This is a genomic window from Citrobacter sp. C1 (assembly GCF_014596895.2).
In the GTDB taxonomy this organism is placed as follows: Bacteria; Pseudomonadota; Gammaproteobacteria; order Enterobacterales; family Enterobacteriaceae; genus Citrobacter; species Citrobacter gillenii.
Map to the genome: position 1 here is coordinate 2,003,495 of NZ_CP115035.1, position 15,905 is coordinate 2,019,399.

Here is a 15,905-nt window from a genome sequence, read left to right on the forward strand (position 1 = left end):
AATGCAATACATTCAGCAACCCCAGGCGATTGAAGCCAAAAGTTTCGACATCATTGGCGACATTATTCGTGAAACCCGCCCGGACTATCAGTTTGCCAGCCCATTACATGAGGCCATCATCAAGCGGGTGATCCACACCACCGCTGACTTCGACTGGCTGGACATTTTGTGGTTTTCCGATGATGTACTGGCGCAGTTTTGCGCCGCGTTAAACCGATCAAGCGTGATTTATACCGATACTACGATGGCCCTTTCCGGGATCAACAAAACGTTGCTGGCAAAATTCGGCGGAGAATGCCGCTGTTACATCAGCGACCCGCGTGTGGTGCGCGCCGCAAAAGAACAGGGTATCACTCGTTCGATGGCCGCCGTCGACATTGCGGTTCAGGAAGAGGGCGAAAAGCTGTTTGTCTTTGGCAATGCGCCGACGGCGCTGTTCCGCCTGATGGAACATGATGTTGCCGTGAGCGGCGTGGTCGGTGTGCCGGTAGGGTTTGTCGGCGCGGAGGAGTCAAAAGATGCGCTGACGAAAAGTCATCTGCCTGCCATAGCTGCCCTGGGCCGCAAAGGCGGAAGCAACGTCGCAGCCGCTATCGTCAACGCGATGCTCTACCACATGCAGGGGGCGCGATGAGCGACCAACCCTTTGACGCACCGGTATGGCACAACGGTAAAGCGCTGCGCAAAGGGTACACCACCGGATCGTGTGCGACGGCAGCAGCCAAAGTCGCTGCGTTGATGGTATTGCGTCAGCATTTGATCCATCAAGTATCCATAGTCACCCCGTCCGGGGTCACGCTATGCCTGAACGTTGAGTCGCCGCACATCGAAGGGCAGCAGGCGATTGCCGCTATTCGTAAAGACGGCGGCGATGATGTGGACGCCACCCACGGGATGCTGATTTTTGCTCGTGTGACGCTAGACGACAGCGGCGAAATAGCGCTGCAGGGCGGCGAAGGTGTCGGCACGGTCACCCGCAAAGGAATTGGCCTACCGGTAGGCAGTTCGGCAATCAATCGCACGCCGCGTCAGACTATTGAGTCAGCGGTTCGCGAGGCGATCGGCCCAAATCGTGGGGCACAGATTGAAATTTTTGCCCCGGAAGGTGAAGAGCGGGCGCAGAAAACCTACAACTCGCGTCTGGGTATTCTGGGCGGCATTTCCATTATCGGCACCACCGGCATTGTTACGCCCATGTCGGAAGAGAGCTGGAAGCGTTCATTGTCGCTGGAGTTGGAAATCAAACGTGCGGCGGGACTTGAACACGTGGTGCTGGTGCCGGGTAACCATGGCGAACGTTTTGTCCGAGAACAGATGGGGATTGACACGCAGGTGGTGGTCACCATGAGCAACTTTGTCGGCTACATGATTGAAGAGGCCGTCCGCCTTGGGTTCAAACAAATCGTTCTCGTCGGACATCCGGGCAAGCTCATCAAAATTGCAGCGGGTATTTTCCATACCCACAGCCATATTGCCGACGCGCGTATGGAAACTCTGGTCGCCCACCTGGCGCTGCTCGGTGCGCCGCTGGAATTACTGACGTTGGTCAGCGACTGCGATACCACCGAAGCCGCGATGGAGCACATCGATGCCTACGGTTTTCAGCATATTTACGATCATCTGGCTAAACGTATCTGCATGCGTGTCCTGCAGACTTTGCGTTTTACCAAAAATCCGCCGACCTGCGACGCCATCATGTTCTCTTTTGATAACCAGATCCTCGGCAGCAACCGCCCGGTCACAGAGATTGCGCAGGAGATGACATGCTTACCGTTGTAGGGATGGGACCCGCGGGGTTGCATTTGATGACGCCCGCAGCACGCGAGTCTGTCGCCACGGCGGATGTGCTGGTCGGTGGTAAACGGCATTTGCAGCAGTTCCCGGATTTTACCGGCGAGCGGTTTGCCCTTGGCGCCAATATCCCGGAGTTATTAACCTGGATTGGCGAGCATCAGGGGAAGCATGTAGTGGTACTGGCCTCTGGCGATCCGTTGTTCTACGGCATTGGTACCCGGATGGTGGCGCATTTTGGCATTGAACATGTGCGCATTATTCCTGGCATCAGTGCGGTGCAATATCTGTGCGCGCAGTCCGGTATTGATATGAACGACATGTGGCTGACCAGTAGCCACGGCCGTAGCGTCTGTTTCGATGAACTGGCACGACATAACAAGGTGGCGATGGTCACGGATGCCCTGTGCGGTCCGCGCGAAATTGCACATCAGCTTATTGCCCGTGGTAAGGGGCATCGCTGGATGGTGATTGGCGAAAACCTGGCAATGGAAAATGAACGCATCCACTGCCTGCCGCTCAGTGAAATTAATGCCGACTATGACATGAATGCAGTGGTGATCCTCGATGAAAGATGAGCTTTTTCTGCGTGGAGAGAAGGTGCCGATGACCAAAGAAGCGGTCCGTGCACTTGCCCTCTCAAAACTTGAATTACACCGCGCCACGCACCTGATTGATATTGGCGCAGGAACCGGCAGCGTGTCGATAGAAGCGGCGTTGCAATATCCATCGCTACGCGTGACGGCGATTGAGCGTAACCCGGCGGCACTCAGACTGCTGGACGAGAATCGCCAGCACTTTGCCTGCGCCAACGTTGATATTTATCCCGGTATCGCGCCGATGACCATCGCGGAAAAAGCTGATGCCATCTTTATGGGCGGCAGTGGTGGTCACTTGACCGACCTGATTGACTGGTCGATGCGTCAACTGCATCCCGCCGGGCGGTTGGTAATGACCTTCATTCTTCAGGAAAACCTGAATACCGCGCTGGCGCATCTGGAACACCTTGGCGTGCAGGGTGTGGACTGCCTGCAAGTGCAGGTGTCATCACTGACCACGCTTGGCAGTGGCCACTATTTCAAACCGAATAATCCCGTTTTTGTTATCGCCTGTCTGAAGGAAGGAAACCATGTCTGAGATATTTGATCCCCGTAGTGTGTGGTTTGTTGGCGCTGGTCCTGGCGATCGCGAGCTGATTACCCTCAAAGGTTACCGGTTGCTGCAGCAAGCGCAGGTGGTTATCTATGCCGGATCGCTGATTAATACCGAACTGCTGGAATATTGCCCACCTGACGCTGAGTGTCACGACAGCGCCGAACTGCATCTGGAACAGATCCTCGACCTGATGGAAGCCGGTGTAAAAGCGGGTAAAACGGTTGTGCGTCTGCAAACCGGCGACGTCTCGCTGTACGGCTCGGTCCGCGAGCAGGGTGAAGAGCTGACCAAACGCGGGATTGAATGGCAGGTGGTACCTGGCGTCAGCGCGTTCCTCGGGGCAGCGGCAGAACTCGGCGTCGAGTACACGGTACCTGAAGTGTCGCAGAGTCTGATCATTACCCGTCTTGAAGGTCGTACGCCGGTACCGGAGCGCGAACAACTGGAGGCGTTTGCCAGTCACCAGACGTCAATGGCGATTTATCTTTCCGTCCAGCGTATCCATCGGGTGGCTGAGCGTCTGATTGAGGGCGGTTATCCGGCGACAACGCCAGTGGCGGTCATCTATAAAGCCACCTGGCCTGAAAGCCAGACCGTACGTGGCACCCTTGAGGATATTGGCGACAAAGTGCGCGATGCGGGGATCCGCAAAACGGCGCTTATTCTGGTCGGCAACTTCCTGGGCTCGGAGTATCACTACTCCAAACTCTATGCGGCGGACTTTAGCCATGAATACCGTAAAGCCTGAGTCTATCGCGTTGTTCTGCCTGACGCCCGGCGGTGTTTTGCTGGCGAAGCGTCTGGCGGCAATGCTACCGGTGACCTGTTTCACCAGTGAAAAATTGCTGGAGGAGGGATTTCTTCCCTTCGAAAACGGGTTTGCCAATGCGGCCCGCGATGCGTTTGCGAACTATTCGGCGCTGATTTTTATCGGCGCGACCGGTATTGCGGTACGTGTTCTGGCCCCGCTGGTTAACGACAAGTTTTGTGACCCGGCGGTGGTCGTGATCGATGAGCGTGCGCAGCATGTCATCAGCCTGCTGTCGGGCCATGCGGGGGGCGCTAACACGTTGGCGCGCTACCTGGCGGGCATGCTGGGTGCGGATCCGGTGATCACCACGGCGACGGATGTGAATGACATGGCGGCCCTTGATACGCTGGCGTTTCAACTGAATGCGCGAATGACCGACTTCCGTTCGGTGGTAAAAATCGTTAATCAGATGCTGGTCAGCAACAAGCGGGTTGGCCTGTGGTGGGACGACGAACTGGCGCAGGACGTCAGTCATTGCGATCGTCGTGGTTTCATCACGGTGACTGACCTGAACCAACTCCCTGAACTCGATGCGCTGATTTGCATCACCTTGCGGACCGATCTCCCCGAGTTGCCCCTTCCGCACTGGAAGTTGGTGCCACAGCGGGTTGTCGCCGGGATTGGCTGTCGTCGCGATACGCCGTTCCCGCTGTTAGCTGAACTGCTTTCCCGCCAACTTGAAGCCCAACGGCTCGATCCGTTGGCACTAAAAGCCATCGGCAGCATTACGCTGAAAAAAGATGAACAGGGGCTTATCCAACTGGCTTCCTGCTGTCGCGTACCTTTCGAAACCTTTACTGCTGACGCGCTGCGTGAGCATGAACACCGTTTTCCTGCCTCATCGTTTGTGCGTAAAACGGTCGGGACGGGGAGCGTCTCCGGTCCTGCAGCCTGGCTGCTGAGCCATGGACAACTGTTAGGCGAGACCCTGCGTGAACAGGGCGTCACTATTACTTTGGGAGTTTCACACTGATGTTAACCGTAATTGGAATTGGTCCTGGCTCGCAGGCAATGATGACCATGGAAGCCGTTGAAGCACTGAAAGCGGCAGAAATTATCGTGGGTTACAAAACCTACACCCACCTGGTAAAAGCCTTCACCGGCGATAAGCAGGTGATCAAAACCGGGATGTGCAAAGAGATAGAACGCTGCCAGGCGGCGATTGAGCTAGCGCAGGCCGGTCATAACGTGGCGCTAATCAGCAGCGGCGATGCCGGAATTTACGGCATGGCCGGGCTGGTGCTTGAGCTGGTCAGCAAGCAGAAACTGGATGTTGAGGTCAAGCTAATTCCAGGGATGACTGCCAGCATTGCCGCGGCCTCTTTGCTCGGTGCTCCGCTGATGCACGACTTCTGCCATATCAGTTTAAGCGACCTGTTAACACCGTGGCCGGTGATTGAAAAACGCATTGTGGCCGCGGGCGAAGCTGACTTCGTGATTTGTTTCTATAACCCGCGCAGCCGTGGCCGCGAAGGGCATCTGGCACGTGCTTTTGAGCTGCTTTCTGCCAGCAAAAGTGCACAAACACCGGTGGGTATCGTGAAGTCAGCCGGACGTAAAAAACAGGAAAAATGGCTGACCACGCTCGGCGAAATGGACTTTGAACCGGTGGATATGACCAGCCTGGTGATTGTCGGCAACAAAACGACCTACGTTCAGGATGGCCTGATGATCACCCCACGCGGTTATGTACTGTGAATTACGGTGATGTGCTGGTCATGGGCGGTACCAGCGACGCGCGCATGCTGTGCCAGCAACTGGATGCGGCGAACGTGGCTTATACCCTGTCGGTAGCCACCCCAACGGGGAAACAGCTGGCGGGCGATATTAAAGGTCAGGTGCGCTGCGGACGTCTGGAGCGGGAACACATGGTTGCCTGGCTGCAGGAAAACCGTACGCGCTGGGTGATTGATGCCTCACATCCATATGCCGAAGTGGTGAGTCGTAACATCATGAGCGCCTGTGAAGCGGCGGGCGTGCTGCTGAGCCGCTATCAGCGCCCTGAGCAGTTGAGTGGCTTAACGCATCCTCATCTGTACACCGTGCAGAGTATTCAGCAAGCCTGCGACGTGGCGCGTCGCTTTGGCGAACGAGTGCTGCTAACCACCGGCAGCAAAGATCTGGCTATCTGGCGCGCGGGGCTGCCGGAAAAAACACTGCTGGCCCGCGTACTGCCGGTGCCTGACGTTATCCAGCAATGCGCCGATTTAGGATTTGGCGTTGGCGAAATATTCGCCCTGTGCGGGCCGTTTAGCGCTGAGTTTAATGCCGTGTTTTACCGTCAGTGTCAGGCTGACGTGGTCATCACCAAAGCATCGGGCGCGGAAGGTGGTTATCAGGAAAAAGTACAACCCTGTCTGGATGCTGGGATCCCCTGCATCGTGATTACACGTCCGGCACCGTTGGTGACGGGAGAAGAATTACTGGATAGTCAGGCCGCATTTACGGCGCGTTTAGTGCGCTGGCTGGCTGTGGCTTAAGGAGTTAGAGATGAAAAAGGCGCTTCTGGTGGTCAGTTTTGGCACCAGCTATCACGACACCTGTGAGAAAAATATTGTGGCCTGTGAGCGCGATCTTGCGGCCAGTTGCCCTGACCGTGACCTGTTTCGGGCATTTACCTCCGGGATGATCATCCGCAAGCTCAAACAGCGCGACGGCATTGACATCGACACGCCGTTGCAGGCCCTGCAAAAGCTGGCGGAGCAGGGGTATCAGGATGTGGCTATTCAGTCGCTGCACATCATTAACGGTGACGAGTACGAAAAAATAGTTCGTGAAGTACAAAGTATGCGCCCGCTGTTTGCCCGCCTGACGCTGGGGGTTCCCCTGCTGAGTAGCCATGATGATTACGCGCAACTGATGCTGGCGCTGCAGCAGCAGATGCCGTCGCTTGGTGAGCGAGAAAAAGTGGTGTTTATGGGGCACGGGGCCAGCCATCACGCCTTTGCCGCTTATGCCTGCCTCGATCACATGATGACCGCGCAGGGTTTCCCGGCGCGAGTTGGTGCGGTAGAGAGCTACCCGGAAGTGGATATTCTTATCGACAGCTTAGGTCGCGAAGGGATAACGGCGGTGCATCTTATGCCATTAATGCTGGTTGCGGGTGATCACGCTATCAACGATATGGCCTCCGACGAAGACGACTCGTGGAAAACATTATTTAACGCGGCAGGCATTCCGGCCACGCCGTGGCTGAGTGGTCTGGGTGAGAACCCGGCGGTACGCGCCATGTTCGTGGCACATTTACAGCAGGCGCTGAGCGTGGCGCTGGAGGAAGCAGCATGAGTGGCAAATTGTATGCATTGAGCACCGGGCCAGGTGCCTCCGATCTGGTAACCGTGCGCGCGGCGCGCACGCTCGGCTCGCTGGATATTCTCTATGCGCCCGCCGGGCGTAAAGGTGGCGACAGCCTGGCGCTGTCTATCGTTCGGGAATATGTCGGTGAGCAGACTGAAATTCGCTGCTGCCATTTCCCGATGAGCGCCGACAGTACCGAAAAAGAAGCCGTCTGGGATGAGGTCGCCGCTGCACTGGTTGCGGAAGTGGAGGCCGGCAAGCAGGTCGGTTTCATTACCCTCGGCGATGCCATGCTGTTCAGTACCTGGGTCTTTTTACTCCAGCGTATTGGTAATCCTGATTGGTTAGAAATCGTCCCCGGCGTGACCTCATTTGCTGCGATTGCCGCGCGCTCAAAAACGCCGCTCGCCATGGAACAGCAGTCGCTGGCGGTCGTCTCGTGCACTGCACCGGAGGCAGAAATCCGGCAGGCGTTAAAGCAGCATGACAGCCTGGTGCTGATGAAGGTCTACGGTCGGTTTGCACGCATCAAGGCGTTGCTGCAAGAAGAAGGCATTCTGGACTGCGCGTTAATGATGTCCGAAGCCACGCTACCGGGTGAGCAGTGCTGGCGCCAACTCAGTGAAGTGAGTGACGATCAGCCGCTACCGTATTTCTCGACCATTCTGGTCAATAAACAGTGGGAGTATGAAAGATGAAGCTTGAACACCAGCTAAAACAGCTGTCTTTCAGCGGGTTGGCTGCGGCGCTATTACTGATGGTTGTGCCTGAGCAGGCGTTTGCTATGCACATTATGGAAGGCTTTTTACCGCCGATGTGGGCGCTGGCCTGGTGGCTGCTGTTTTTACCCTGCCTGTGGTATGGGCTGGTGCGCCTGCGCCAAATTGTGCAGGAAGATAACCACCAGAAAGTGTTACTGGCCCTGTGTGGCGCGTTTATTTTCGTGCTGTCAGCGCTGAAAATTCCATCTGTTACCGGGAGTTGTTCGCATCCGACCGGGGTCGGTCTGGCGGTGATTCTGTTCGGGCCAGGCGTGGTGGCCATTCTCGGGGCCATCGTTTTGTTATTCCAGGCATTATTGCTGGCACATGGCGGTTTGACCACGCTGGGTGCTAATGGTATGTCGATGGCGGTTATTGGTCCGGTCGTCGGCTATATGGTGTGGAAGATGGCTTGCCGTGCGGGGTTCCGTCGTGATGTCTGCGTCTTCCTCTGCGCCATGCTGGCCGATCTGGTGACCTATTTTGTGACGTCGGTGCAACTGGGTGTTGCTTTCCCGGACCCGTCCGTAGGTGCTACGGGCTCCATCATCAAGTTCATGGGGATTTTCTGCCTGACGCAGATCCCAATCGCTATCGCAGAAGGCTTGCTCACGGTGATGATTTATGACCAGCTCACCAAACGGCAGCTCATCACCGCACAAGGACATTAACCATGAAAAAGACGCTGATTCTGTTAGCAATGGTGATTGGGCTGGTTGTCCTGCCATTTTTCATCAACCACGGTGGAGAATACGGAGGATCAGATGGCGAAGCAGAAAGCCAGATTCAGGCCATCGCTCCGCATTATGAGCCGTGGTTCCAGCCGCTGTATGAGCCAGCCAGCGGTGAAATTGAAAGTCTGCTGTTTACGCTTCAGGGATCGCTCGGTGCAGCGGTAATTTTCTACATTCTGGGTTACACCAAGGGCAGACAACGCCGTGATGACCGGTCTTGACAGGCTGAGCTACCAGAGCCGCTGGTTTCATGTCGCACCGCAGCGCAAATTTCTGCTGTGGTTAGTGATGATGATTCTGGCGTTTACCCTGCCTCCGTTGGGGCAGGGTATCGAGCTGTTACTCATTGCCGCACTGAGCTGCTGGCTGCTGCGCATCTCTTTCTGGCGTTGGTGTCGCTGGATGGCGTTGCCGTTTGGTTTTTTGCTGGTCGGGGTAGTGACGATCCTATTCAGTGTGAGTCGCGATCCGCATAGCTTACTGGTTAGTCTGCCGGTGGGTAGCTACTGGTTAGGCGTCACTGAAGCGGGTGTACTCACTGCCAATGCAACATTCTGGCGAAGCCTGGCGGCGCTGGCATCCACCTTTTGGTTGGTACTTAATCTGCCGTTCCCGCAATTAATTCTTTTACTGAAATGGGCGCGCGTTCCGCGCCTGCTGACTGAGCAGATCCTACTGACCTGGCGATTTATTTTTATTCTTTTAGACGAAGCGCTCGCTATTCACCGCGCGCAAACGCTGCGTTTTGGTTATCGTAGCGTGCCGCTGAGCTATCGCTCGTTGGCAATGCTGGTGGGGCTGTTGTTTACGCGTGTGTTAATCCGCTATCAGCAAATGACCACCACACTGGATATCAAACTGTATCAGGGTGATTTTCACCTGTAAGGATAAGTATGCTTGCCACCTCAGCGCTTTGGTTTCGCTATCAGGATGACCCGGTCCTCAAAGGGCTCACGCTGGATTTTTCCGCGCAGGCCGTCACTGGACTGGTGGGGGCCAATGGGTGCGGAAAATCCACGCTGTTTATGAACCTGAGTGGCTTGTTGCGTCCACAGCAGGGGGCGGTGATGTGGCAAGGAAAACCGCTGGATTACAGCAAGCGAGGCCTGCTGGCACTGCGTCAGCAGGTGGCAACCGTATTTCAGGACCCCGATCAGCAAATCTTTTATACCGATATCGACAGCGACATCGCCTTTAGCCTGCGCAATATTGGCGTGGATGAAAAAGAAATTGCTCGCCGGGTGGAAGATGCCCTGACGCTGGTGGATGCACAACATTTCCGTCATCAGCCTATTCAATGCCTAAGCCACGGACAAAAAAAACGCGTGGCGATCGCTGGCGCGCTGGTACTGCAGGCGCAGTATTTGCTGCTGGATGAACCGACTGCGGGCCTTGATCCCTCGGGCCGTACGCAAATGATTGAGATTATTAAACGGATCGTGGCGCAGGGAAATCATGTGGTTATTTCCAGCCATGATATCGATCTTATCTATGAAGTGAGCGACGCGGTTTACGTTTTGCGCCGGGGAGAAGTGCTGACGCACGGCACCCCCGGTGAGGTATTCGCGCGCACGGACCTTATTGAACAAGCAGGATTAACTCAGCCCTGGCTGGTGAAGTTGCACACAGAGCTAGGCTTTCCATTGTGTAAAACAGAGGCTGAATTTTATCGTTGTATGCGAGAGAACGCACTGAAGGAGGCGTCATGACGCAGGCAATAATGTTGCAGGGAACGGCATCTGATGTAGGCAAAAGCGTATTAGTCGCCGGGCTGTGTCGTATTTTTTATCAGGATGGACGACGTACTGCGCCGTTCAAATCGCAGAACATGGCGCTGAACTCGGGTATTACGCCTGAGGGGAAAGAGATGGGGCGCGCGCAAATTTTCCAGGCTGAAGCGGCAGGGATCACCCCAGATGTACGTATGAATCCGGTGCTATTGAAACCGACCAGCGACCGCAAAGCGCAGGTGGTATTGATGGGCAAAGTGGCGACCGATATGGATGCGGTAAGCTACCACGAGTACAAACCGCGTCTGCGCGAGCAGATCATTTCGGTTTATAACAGCCTGGCGCAGGAATTTGACGTTATTGTGCTGGAAGGGGCGGGAAGCCCGGCTGAAATTAACCTGCGCGATCGCGATATCGTCAATATGGGGATGGCGGAGATGGCGCAGTGCCCGGTTGTGCTGGTGGCGGATATCGATCGCGGCGGCGTGTTTGCCTCGATTTATGGCACGCTGGCGCTGCTGCATGATCATGAACGCGCGCGCGTAAAAGGCGTGATTATCAATAAATTTCGTGGCGATGTGGCGCTGCTCTATTCCGGTATTGAACAAATTGAAGCGCTGACCGGCGTTCCCGTACTCGGCGTGATGCCGTGGCTGGATGTTGATCTCGAAGATGAAGATGGCGTCGCGCTGCAAAAAGGGAAGTATTTACGCACCGACAAACGCGATATCGAGATTGCTGTGGTGCAACTGCCGCATATTTCCAACTTTACGGATTTTAATGCGCTGGCCGCCCAGCCGGACGTTCGGGTGCGCTATGTTCGCCACCTGGAAGAGCTGGCAGGCGTCGATCTGGTGATTTTGCCGGGCAGTAAAAATACGCTCGGCGATTTAGTCTGGCTTCGCGAAAGCGGTCTTGCGCACAGCGTGTTGCAGCTACATCGTCAGAATGTGCCGGTGGTGGGGATTTGCGGTGGCTATCAAATGCTCGGCGAGACTATTATCGATGACGTGGAGTCGGGCCTGGGAACGCTGCCGGGCCTTGGCTTGCTCGATACCGTTACCCATTTTGCGCAGCACAAAACCACGACCCTGGTTGAAGGGCAAATGTCGGCCACATTGCCGGACTGGCTGGCAGACGCCTCAGGGTTAGCTGTTCGCGGCTATGAAATTCATATGGGTGAAACGGTGTTATCCGGGGAGTGTCAGTCGGTGATGACGCTGCAAAAAGAGGGCGGTAACGTCGCTGATGGTGCGGTGACTCACGACGGTCTGGCGTTCGGCACCTATCTCCACGGCCTGTTTGACAGCGATGAATTCACGCGCGCGCTGGTGAATGGCCTGCGGGTGCGCAAAGGGTTAGCACCACTGGATTCAACCTTCCATTACGCGCAATATAAATCACAGCAGTTTGATCTGCTGGCGGATGCGATGCGGCAACACATCGATATTGAGAAAATTTATACCATCATGCAGCAACACCAGGAGCCAGTATGATGATTCTGGTTACCGGTGGTGCCCGTAGCGGCAAGAGCCGTCACGCAGAGGCGCTGATCGCGGACTCCCCAAACGTGCTGTACATCGCGACGTCGCAGATTTTCGACGAGGAGATGGCGGCGCGAATTCAGCACCATCGTGATGGACGCCCTGCGCACTGGCGTACAGCCGAGCGCTGGCAACATCTTGATGCGCTGATTACGGCCGAGAACGATCCGCACGAGGCGATTTTACTGGAATGCATTACCACGATGGTGACGAACCAGCTGTTTGCGTTAGGCGGCGACAGTTCACCGGATGGCTGGGACTACGCCGCGATGGAACGGTCCATTGAGGATGAGATCCGTGTGCTGATTGACGCTTGTCAGCGTTGCCCGGCAAAAGTCGTGCTGGTGACTAACGAAGTGGGGATGGGGATTGTTCCGGAAAATCGTCTGGCGCGGCATTTTCGCGATATTGCTGGACGGGTAAACCAGCGCTTGGCGGCAGCGTCAGATGAGGTCTGGCTGGTGGTATCTGGAATTGGAGTCAAAATTAAATGAGTAAGTTGTTTTGGGCAATGCTCTCTTTTATCAGTCGCTTGCCCGTTCCTGCACGCTGGTCGCAAGGACTGGAGTTCGAACAGTACTCACGCGGCATCGTCATGTTCCCGCTGATTGGCGTGGTGCTGGGAGGGTTGACGGGATTGGTCTTCATGGCGCTGCAAACCTGGTGCGGTATCCCGCTGGCAGCGCTGTTTAGCGTGCTGACGTTGGCGCTGCTGACCGGCGGTTTTCATCTTGACGGTCTGGCGGATACCTGTGACGGCGTGTTTTCTGCTCGTCGGCGCGAGCGGATGCTGGAAATAATGCGCGACAGCCGCCTGGGGACCCACGGCGGACTGGCGCTGATCTTTGTTCTGCTGGCTAAAGTGCTGGTGGTGAGCGAACTGGCTCTACGCGGAACGCCAATGCTGGCTGCACTGACTGCAGCCTGTGTGGCAGGGCGTGGAACCGCAGTTCTGCTGATGTACCGGCATCGTTATGCCCGCGAAGAAGGGCTGGGAAATGTCTTTATAGGCAAAGTAACCGGACGACAAACCTGCGTTACGTTGGGGCTTGCGGCGATCCTTGCTGCTGTACTGCTTCCCGGCATGCGTGGAGTGGCGGCGCTGGTCGTCACGATGGTGGCAATTTTCATTCTTGGGCAATTATTAAAACGCACGTTGGGTGGGCAGACCGGCGATACGCTTGGCGCGGCCATCGAACTTGGCGAGTTGATCTTCTTACTGACTCTGCTTTGAGCCAGTCAACACATTGAGAACCCTTATGCAGACTTTATCCGCTTTACTCCACGCGATCCCTTCTCCCGACAGTGCTGCAATGTTACGCGCACAGCAGCATATTGATGGCTTACTTAAACCGCCGGGCAGCCTGGGACGTCTTGAGTCCCTGGCCGTGCAACTCGCCGGTATGCCAGGCCTGAAGGGCGTGCCGCGCGTGGGGGGGAAAGCGATGCTGGTGATGTGCGCCGATCACGGCGTCTGGGATGAAGGTGTGGCCGTTTCGCCGAAAGTGGTTACGGCGATTCAGGCAGCAAATATGACGCGTGGCACGACCGGCGTTTGCGTACTGGCGACCCAGGTTGGCGCAAAGGTTCATGTGATTGATGTGGGGATTGACGCTGACCCTATTCCTGGCGTGGTGAATATGCGCGTTGCGCGTGGCTGCGGCAATATTGCTGAAGGCCCGGCAATGCACCGTTCTCAGGCCGAGGAACTGTTGCTGGAAGTGATGCGCTATACCCGTGAACTGGCGAAAGAGGGCGTCACGCTGTTTGGCGTCGGCGAGTTAGGCATGGCCAATACCACGCCTGCGGCGGCGATTGTTAGCGTACTGACCGGCAGTGATGCTGAGGCGGTGGTGGGGATTGGCGCTAACCTGCCACTCTCGCGGGTGGGCAATAAGGTGGATGTGGTGCGTAGGACGATCGCCATTAATCAGCCCGATCCCACAGATGGTATTGATGTGCTGGCCAAAGTCGGTGGCTTTGATCTTGTGGGGATGACGGGTGTGATGCTGGGGGCTGCCTCCTGCGGTCTGCCGGTGTTGCTGGACGGGTTCCTTTCTTATTCCGCTGCGCTGGCAGCCTGTCAGATTGCGCCAGAGATTAAGCCGTACCTGATCCCTTCACATTTTTCCGCCGAAAAAGGTGCCCGTACCGCCCTGGCGCATCTGGAGCTGGACCCGTATCTCAACATGGGCATGCGTTTAGGTGAAGGCAGCGGTGCCGCGCTGGCGATGCCGATCGTTGAGGCCGCCTGCGCCATGTATAACAATATGGGGCATTTAGCCGCCAGCAATATTGTGCTTCCGGACGGTAAGGAAGCGTAGTCAAGCTGCACCCCGCTCAACGGCGGGGTTCTTGTTGGTAGGGTCCGTCGTAACCCCGTTAACCCGATAAAAAAGCTATAATTAACGGATATCTGCTGCGGCGAAGGAAAGGACAAGATGCGTCGTGTAAAACTGTTGTGTTCACTTATCATACTGCTTGCCGGCCAGGGAGCTCAGGCGGTGAGCTATCCGTTGCCGCCAGAGGGCAGCCGCCTGGTCGGCAGTCCGCTGACTATTACGGTGCCGCCAGCCAATACGCAACCGCTGGAAGCATTTGCGGCGCAGTACGGGCAGGGGCTGAGCAATATGCTGGAAGCCAATCCGGGGGTGGATGTCTATTTGCCGAAGTCGGGCTCTACGTTGGTGGTGCCACAGCAGGTTATTTTGCCGGATACCGTGCGCGAGGGCATTGTTATAAACGTCGCTGAAATGCGTCTTTACTATTACCCCAAAGACAGCAATACAGTTGAAATCTTACCCATCGGTATCGGTCAGGCGGGGAGAGAAACGCCGCGCAACTGGGTGACGACGGTACAGCGCAAGCAGGAAGCACCGAGCTGGACGCCAACAGCAAATACCCGCCGGGAATACGCCGCGCGTGGCGAAAGCTTACCGGCGTTTGTTCCGGCCGGGCCGGAAAATCCGATGGGGTTGTACGCCATTTATATTGGCAAGCTGTACGCTATTCACGGCACCAATGCTAATTTCGGAATTGGGCTGCGAGTCAGCCAGGGCTGTATTCGCCTGCGCAATGACGATATTAAATACCTGTTTGATACCGTGCCGGTGGGAACGCGGGTTCAACTTATCGACCGGCCTGTTAAATACAGCACTGAGCCAGACGGTAGCCGCTGGGTTGAAGTTCATGAACCGTTGTCACGCAACCGCAGCGAATATGAGTCGGATAAAAAGATCCCACTGCCGGTGACTCCGGCATTACGCAGTTTTGTGAGCGGAGAGGGAGTGGACGTCAGTCGTGCTAATGCAACGCTGGAACGCCGCTCCGGGATGCCAGTGAATATCAGCCAGGTGCAGAGATTCTAATCACTACCCCGCGCGGCCTGTATGTTACTGTCAGGCCGCGTGCTTCGTTTGAAACTGACCCATTTTCACAAAACCAATATGGTCCGCCATCAACTGCGCTTCATGCTCACTGTGGGTGACCAGCAGCGCCGTTTGTCCGGCGGCGCGCAAAATATCCCGTACCTCGCCACCCAGACGCTCGCGGGTGCTTTTATCCAGACTGGAAAACGGTTCATCCAGCAGCAGAATATCCGGATGTGGCGCCAGGGCGCGGGCCAGGGCGATACGCTGCTGCTGCCCGCCAGAAAGCTCATGAGGGTAATGGCTGGCGTGGCTGTGTAGTTCAACCATTTTTAACAGCTCGGTGACTCTGGCCTGTTGCGCTTCTCGTGGCAGGCGGCGCAAACCAAAGGCCACGTTTTGTTGGGCTGTCAGATGTGGGAATAACGCGTATTCCTGAAACACCATGCCAACATGCCGTTTTTCCGGCGGCAGATGCACGCCGGGGCCAGCAACACGCCGCTGTGAAACATAAATCTCTCCGCGTTGCAGGCGTTCAAATCCGGCGACCGCGCGCAAAACCGTGGTTTTCCCACAGCCTGACGCACCCAGCAGGCAGGCGATTTCGCCTTTGCGCACCGACATTGAAAAGCCGGTCAGCACCGGTTGCTGGCTGTTGCCGTAGGCCACGTGTACATCCTGGAGTCGTAACGCGATTTCTGACATTGTTGCTCT

At 56.1% G+C, this 15,905-nt stretch carries 20 protein-coding genes; 19 read left to right on the top strand and 1 reads right to left on the bottom strand.

Annotation, left to right across the window (positions count from 1 at the left end; genetic code table 11):
- Nucleotide 1: 1 nt before the first annotated feature.
- The 19 genes from IB214_RS09600 to ldtA all read left to right on the top strand — a co-directional run bounded on the left by IB214_RS09600 (nucleotide 2) and on the right by ldtA (nucleotide 15,191).
- A complete protein-coding gene (locus IB214_RS09600) occupies nucleotides 2-634 on the top strand; it encodes a cobalt-precorrin-8 methylmutase (protein ID WP_096756656.1) in 633 nt (210 codons plus the stop codon).
- A complete protein-coding gene (gene cbiD, locus IB214_RS09605) occupies nucleotides 631-1,779 on the top strand; it encodes a cobalt-precorrin-5B (C(1))-methyltransferase CbiD (RefSeq protein WP_115258159.1) in 1,149 nt (382 codons plus the stop codon). The genes IB214_RS09600 and cbiD overlap by 4 nt, the downstream gene beginning before the upstream one ends.
- Nucleotides 1,764-2,369, top strand: a complete 606-nt coding sequence (locus tag IB214_RS09610) for a cobalt-precorrin-7 (C(5))-methyltransferase (RefSeq protein WP_115258160.1) — start codon at nucleotides 1,764-1,766, stop codon at nucleotides 2,367-2,369. The genes cbiD and IB214_RS09610 overlap by 16 nt, the downstream gene beginning before the upstream one ends.
- A complete protein-coding gene (locus IB214_RS09615) occupies nucleotides 2,359-2,928 on the top strand; it encodes a decarboxylating cobalt-precorrin-6B (C(15))-methyltransferase (RefSeq protein WP_117343321.1) in 570 nt (189 codons plus the stop codon). The genes IB214_RS09610 and IB214_RS09615 overlap by 11 nt, the downstream gene beginning before the upstream one ends.
- The gene (locus IB214_RS09620; protein WP_117343322.1) at nucleotides 2,921-3,694 is read left to right on the top strand and encodes a cobalt-precorrin-4 methyltransferase; all 774 of its coding nucleotides are present in this window, start codon (nucleotides 2,921-2,923) and stop codon (nucleotides 3,692-3,694) included. Before IB214_RS09615 ends, IB214_RS09620 begins: the two co-directional genes overlap by 8 nt.
- Nucleotides 3,675-4,730, top strand: coding sequence for a cobalt-precorrin 5A hydrolase (cbiG, locus tag IB214_RS09625; protein WP_115258162.1), 1,056 nt, complete (start codon nucleotides 3,675-3,677; stop codon nucleotides 4,728-4,730). The genes IB214_RS09620 and cbiG overlap by 20 nt, the downstream gene beginning before the upstream one ends.
- A complete protein-coding gene (locus tag IB214_RS09630; protein WP_096756662.1) occupies nucleotides 4,730-5,455 on the top strand; it encodes a precorrin-3B C(17)-methyltransferase in 726 nt (241 codons plus the stop codon). The genes cbiG and IB214_RS09630 overlap by 1 nt, the downstream gene beginning before the upstream one ends.
- Nucleotides 5,452-6,237, top strand: coding sequence for a cobalt-precorrin-6A reductase (locus tag IB214_RS09635; RefSeq protein WP_117343323.1), 786 nt, complete (start codon nucleotides 5,452-5,454; stop codon nucleotides 6,235-6,237). The genes IB214_RS09630 and IB214_RS09635 overlap by 4 nt, the downstream gene beginning before the upstream one ends.
- A gap of 10 nt (nucleotides 6,238-6,247) precedes the next feature.
- Nucleotides 6,248-7,042: a sirohydrochlorin cobaltochelatase gene (locus tag IB214_RS09640; RefSeq protein ID WP_115258164.1), complete on the top strand. Its 795-nt coding sequence runs from the start codon at nucleotides 6,248-6,250 to the stop codon at nucleotides 7,040-7,042.
- Nucleotides 7,039-7,752, top strand: a complete 714-nt coding sequence (locus tag IB214_RS09645) for a cobalt-factor II C(20)-methyltransferase (protein ID WP_117343324.1) — start codon at nucleotides 7,039-7,041, stop codon at nucleotides 7,750-7,752. Before IB214_RS09640 ends, IB214_RS09645 begins: the two co-directional genes overlap by 4 nt.
- Nucleotides 7,749-8,486, top strand: a complete 738-nt coding sequence (gene cbiM, locus IB214_RS09650; RefSeq protein ID WP_117343325.1) for a cobalt ECF transporter S component CbiM — start codon at nucleotides 7,749-7,751, stop codon at nucleotides 8,484-8,486. The genes IB214_RS09645 and cbiM overlap by 4 nt, the downstream gene beginning before the upstream one ends.
- A gap of 2 nt (nucleotides 8,487-8,488) precedes the next feature.
- The gene (locus IB214_RS09655) at nucleotides 8,489-8,770 is read left to right on the top strand and encodes an energy-coupling factor ABC transporter substrate-binding protein (RefSeq protein ID WP_096756667.1); all 282 of its coding nucleotides are present in this window, start codon (nucleotides 8,489-8,491) and stop codon (nucleotides 8,768-8,770) included.
- Complete coding sequence (locus IB214_RS09660; RefSeq protein WP_117343326.1) at nucleotides 8,757-9,434, top strand: energy-coupling factor ABC transporter transmembrane protein; 678 nt, start codon at nucleotides 8,757-8,759, stop codon at nucleotides 9,432-9,434. Before IB214_RS09655 ends, IB214_RS09660 begins: the two co-directional genes overlap by 14 nt.
- 8 nt (nucleotides 9,435-9,442) lie before the next feature.
- Nucleotides 9,443-10,258, top strand: a complete 816-nt coding sequence (locus IB214_RS09665; RefSeq protein WP_096756669.1) for an energy-coupling factor ABC transporter ATP-binding protein — start codon at nucleotides 9,443-9,445, stop codon at nucleotides 10,256-10,258.
- Nucleotides 10,255-11,775, top strand: a complete 1,521-nt coding sequence (locus IB214_RS09670; protein ID WP_117343327.1) for a cobyric acid synthase — start codon at nucleotides 10,255-10,257, stop codon at nucleotides 11,773-11,775. Before IB214_RS09665 ends, IB214_RS09670 begins: the two co-directional genes overlap by 4 nt.
- Complete coding sequence (cobU, locus tag IB214_RS09675; RefSeq protein WP_096756671.1) at nucleotides 11,772-12,317, top strand: bifunctional adenosylcobinamide kinase/adenosylcobinamide-phosphate guanylyltransferase; 546 nt, start codon at nucleotides 11,772-11,774, stop codon at nucleotides 12,315-12,317. Before IB214_RS09670 ends, cobU begins: the two co-directional genes overlap by 4 nt.
- The gene (gene cobS, locus IB214_RS09680; protein ID WP_117343328.1) at nucleotides 12,314-13,057 is read left to right on the top strand and encodes an adenosylcobinamide-GDP ribazoletransferase; all 744 of its coding nucleotides are present in this window, start codon (nucleotides 12,314-12,316) and stop codon (nucleotides 13,055-13,057) included. Before cobU ends, cobS begins: the two co-directional genes overlap by 4 nt.
- A gap of 25 nt (nucleotides 13,058-13,082) precedes the next feature.
- Complete coding sequence (gene cobT, locus IB214_RS09685; protein ID WP_117343329.1) at nucleotides 13,083-14,147, top strand: nicotinate-nucleotide--dimethylbenzimidazole phosphoribosyltransferase; 1,065 nt, start codon at nucleotides 13,083-13,085, stop codon at nucleotides 14,145-14,147.
- 117 nt (nucleotides 14,148-14,264) lie between these two features.
- Entirely contained in the window at nucleotides 14,265-15,191 is a 927-nt protein-coding gene (gene ldtA / locus IB214_RS09690; RefSeq protein ID WP_117343330.1) for a L,D-transpeptidase, read from the top strand.
- A gap of 30 nt (nucleotides 15,192-15,221) precedes the next feature.
- Here the strand turns inward: ldtA and IB214_RS09695 are convergent, their stop codons facing one another.
- Nucleotides 15,222-15,896: an ABC transporter ATP-binding protein gene (locus IB214_RS09695; RefSeq protein WP_115258170.1), complete on the bottom strand. Its 675-nt coding sequence runs from the start codon at nucleotides 15,894-15,896 to the stop codon at nucleotides 15,222-15,224.
- Nucleotides 15,897-15,905 lie beyond the last annotated feature (9 nt).

Excerpts from the sequence above, each read along its gene's own strand:
- IB214_RS09600 (WP_096756656.1), top strand. The coding sequence starts at position 2 with ATGCAATACATTCAGCAACCCCAGGCGATTGAAGCCAAAAGTTTCGAC.
- cbiD (WP_115258159.1), top strand. The coding sequence starts at position 631 with ATGAGCGACCAACCCTTTGACGCACCGGTATGGCACAACGGTAAAGCG.
- IB214_RS09610 (WP_115258160.1), top strand. The coding sequence starts at position 1,764 with ATGCTTACCGTTGTAGGGATGGGACCCGCGGGGTTGCATTTGATGACG.
- IB214_RS09615 (WP_117343321.1), top strand. The coding sequence starts at position 2,359 with ATGAAAGATGAGCTTTTTCTGCGTGGAGAGAAGGTGCCGATGACCAAA.
- IB214_RS09620 (WP_117343322.1), top strand. The coding sequence starts at position 2,921 with ATGTCTGAGATATTTGATCCCCGTAGTGTGTGGTTTGTTGGCGCTGGT.
- cbiG (WP_115258162.1), top strand. The coding sequence starts at position 3,675 with ATGAATACCGTAAAGCCTGAGTCTATCGCGTTGTTCTGCCTGACGCCC.
- IB214_RS09630 (WP_096756662.1), top strand. The coding sequence starts at position 4,730 with ATGTTAACCGTAATTGGAATTGGTCCTGGCTCGCAGGCAATGATGACC.
- IB214_RS09640 (WP_115258164.1), top strand. The coding sequence starts at position 6,248 with ATGAAAAAGGCGCTTCTGGTGGTCAGTTTTGGCACCAGCTATCACGAC.
- IB214_RS09645 (WP_117343324.1), top strand. The coding sequence starts at position 7,039 with ATGAGTGGCAAATTGTATGCATTGAGCACCGGGCCAGGTGCCTCCGAT.
- cbiM (WP_117343325.1), top strand. The coding sequence starts at position 7,749 with ATGAAGCTTGAACACCAGCTAAAACAGCTGTCTTTCAGCGGGTTGGCT.
- IB214_RS09655 (WP_096756667.1), top strand. The coding sequence starts at position 8,489 with ATGAAAAAGACGCTGATTCTGTTAGCAATGGTGATTGGGCTGGTTGTC.
- IB214_RS09660 (WP_117343326.1), top strand. The coding sequence starts at position 8,757 with ATGACCGGTCTTGACAGGCTGAGCTACCAGAGCCGCTGGTTTCATGTC.
- IB214_RS09665 (WP_096756669.1), top strand. The coding sequence starts at position 9,443 with ATGCTTGCCACCTCAGCGCTTTGGTTTCGCTATCAGGATGACCCGGTC.
- IB214_RS09670 (WP_117343327.1), top strand. The coding sequence starts at position 10,255 with ATGACGCAGGCAATAATGTTGCAGGGAACGGCATCTGATGTAGGCAAA.
- cobU (WP_096756671.1), top strand. The coding sequence starts at position 11,772 with ATGATGATTCTGGTTACCGGTGGTGCCCGTAGCGGCAAGAGCCGTCAC.
- cobS (WP_117343328.1), top strand. The coding sequence starts at position 12,314 with ATGAGTAAGTTGTTTTGGGCAATGCTCTCTTTTATCAGTCGCTTGCCC.
- cobT (WP_117343329.1), top strand. The coding sequence starts at position 13,083 with ATGCAGACTTTATCCGCTTTACTCCACGCGATCCCTTCTCCCGACAGT.
- ldtA (WP_117343330.1), top strand. The coding sequence starts at position 14,265 with ATGCGTCGTGTAAAACTGTTGTGTTCACTTATCATACTGCTTGCCGGC.
- IB214_RS09695 (WP_115258170.1), bottom strand. The coding sequence starts at position 15,896 with ATGTCAGAAATCGCGTTACGACTCCAGGATGTACACGTGGCCTACGGC.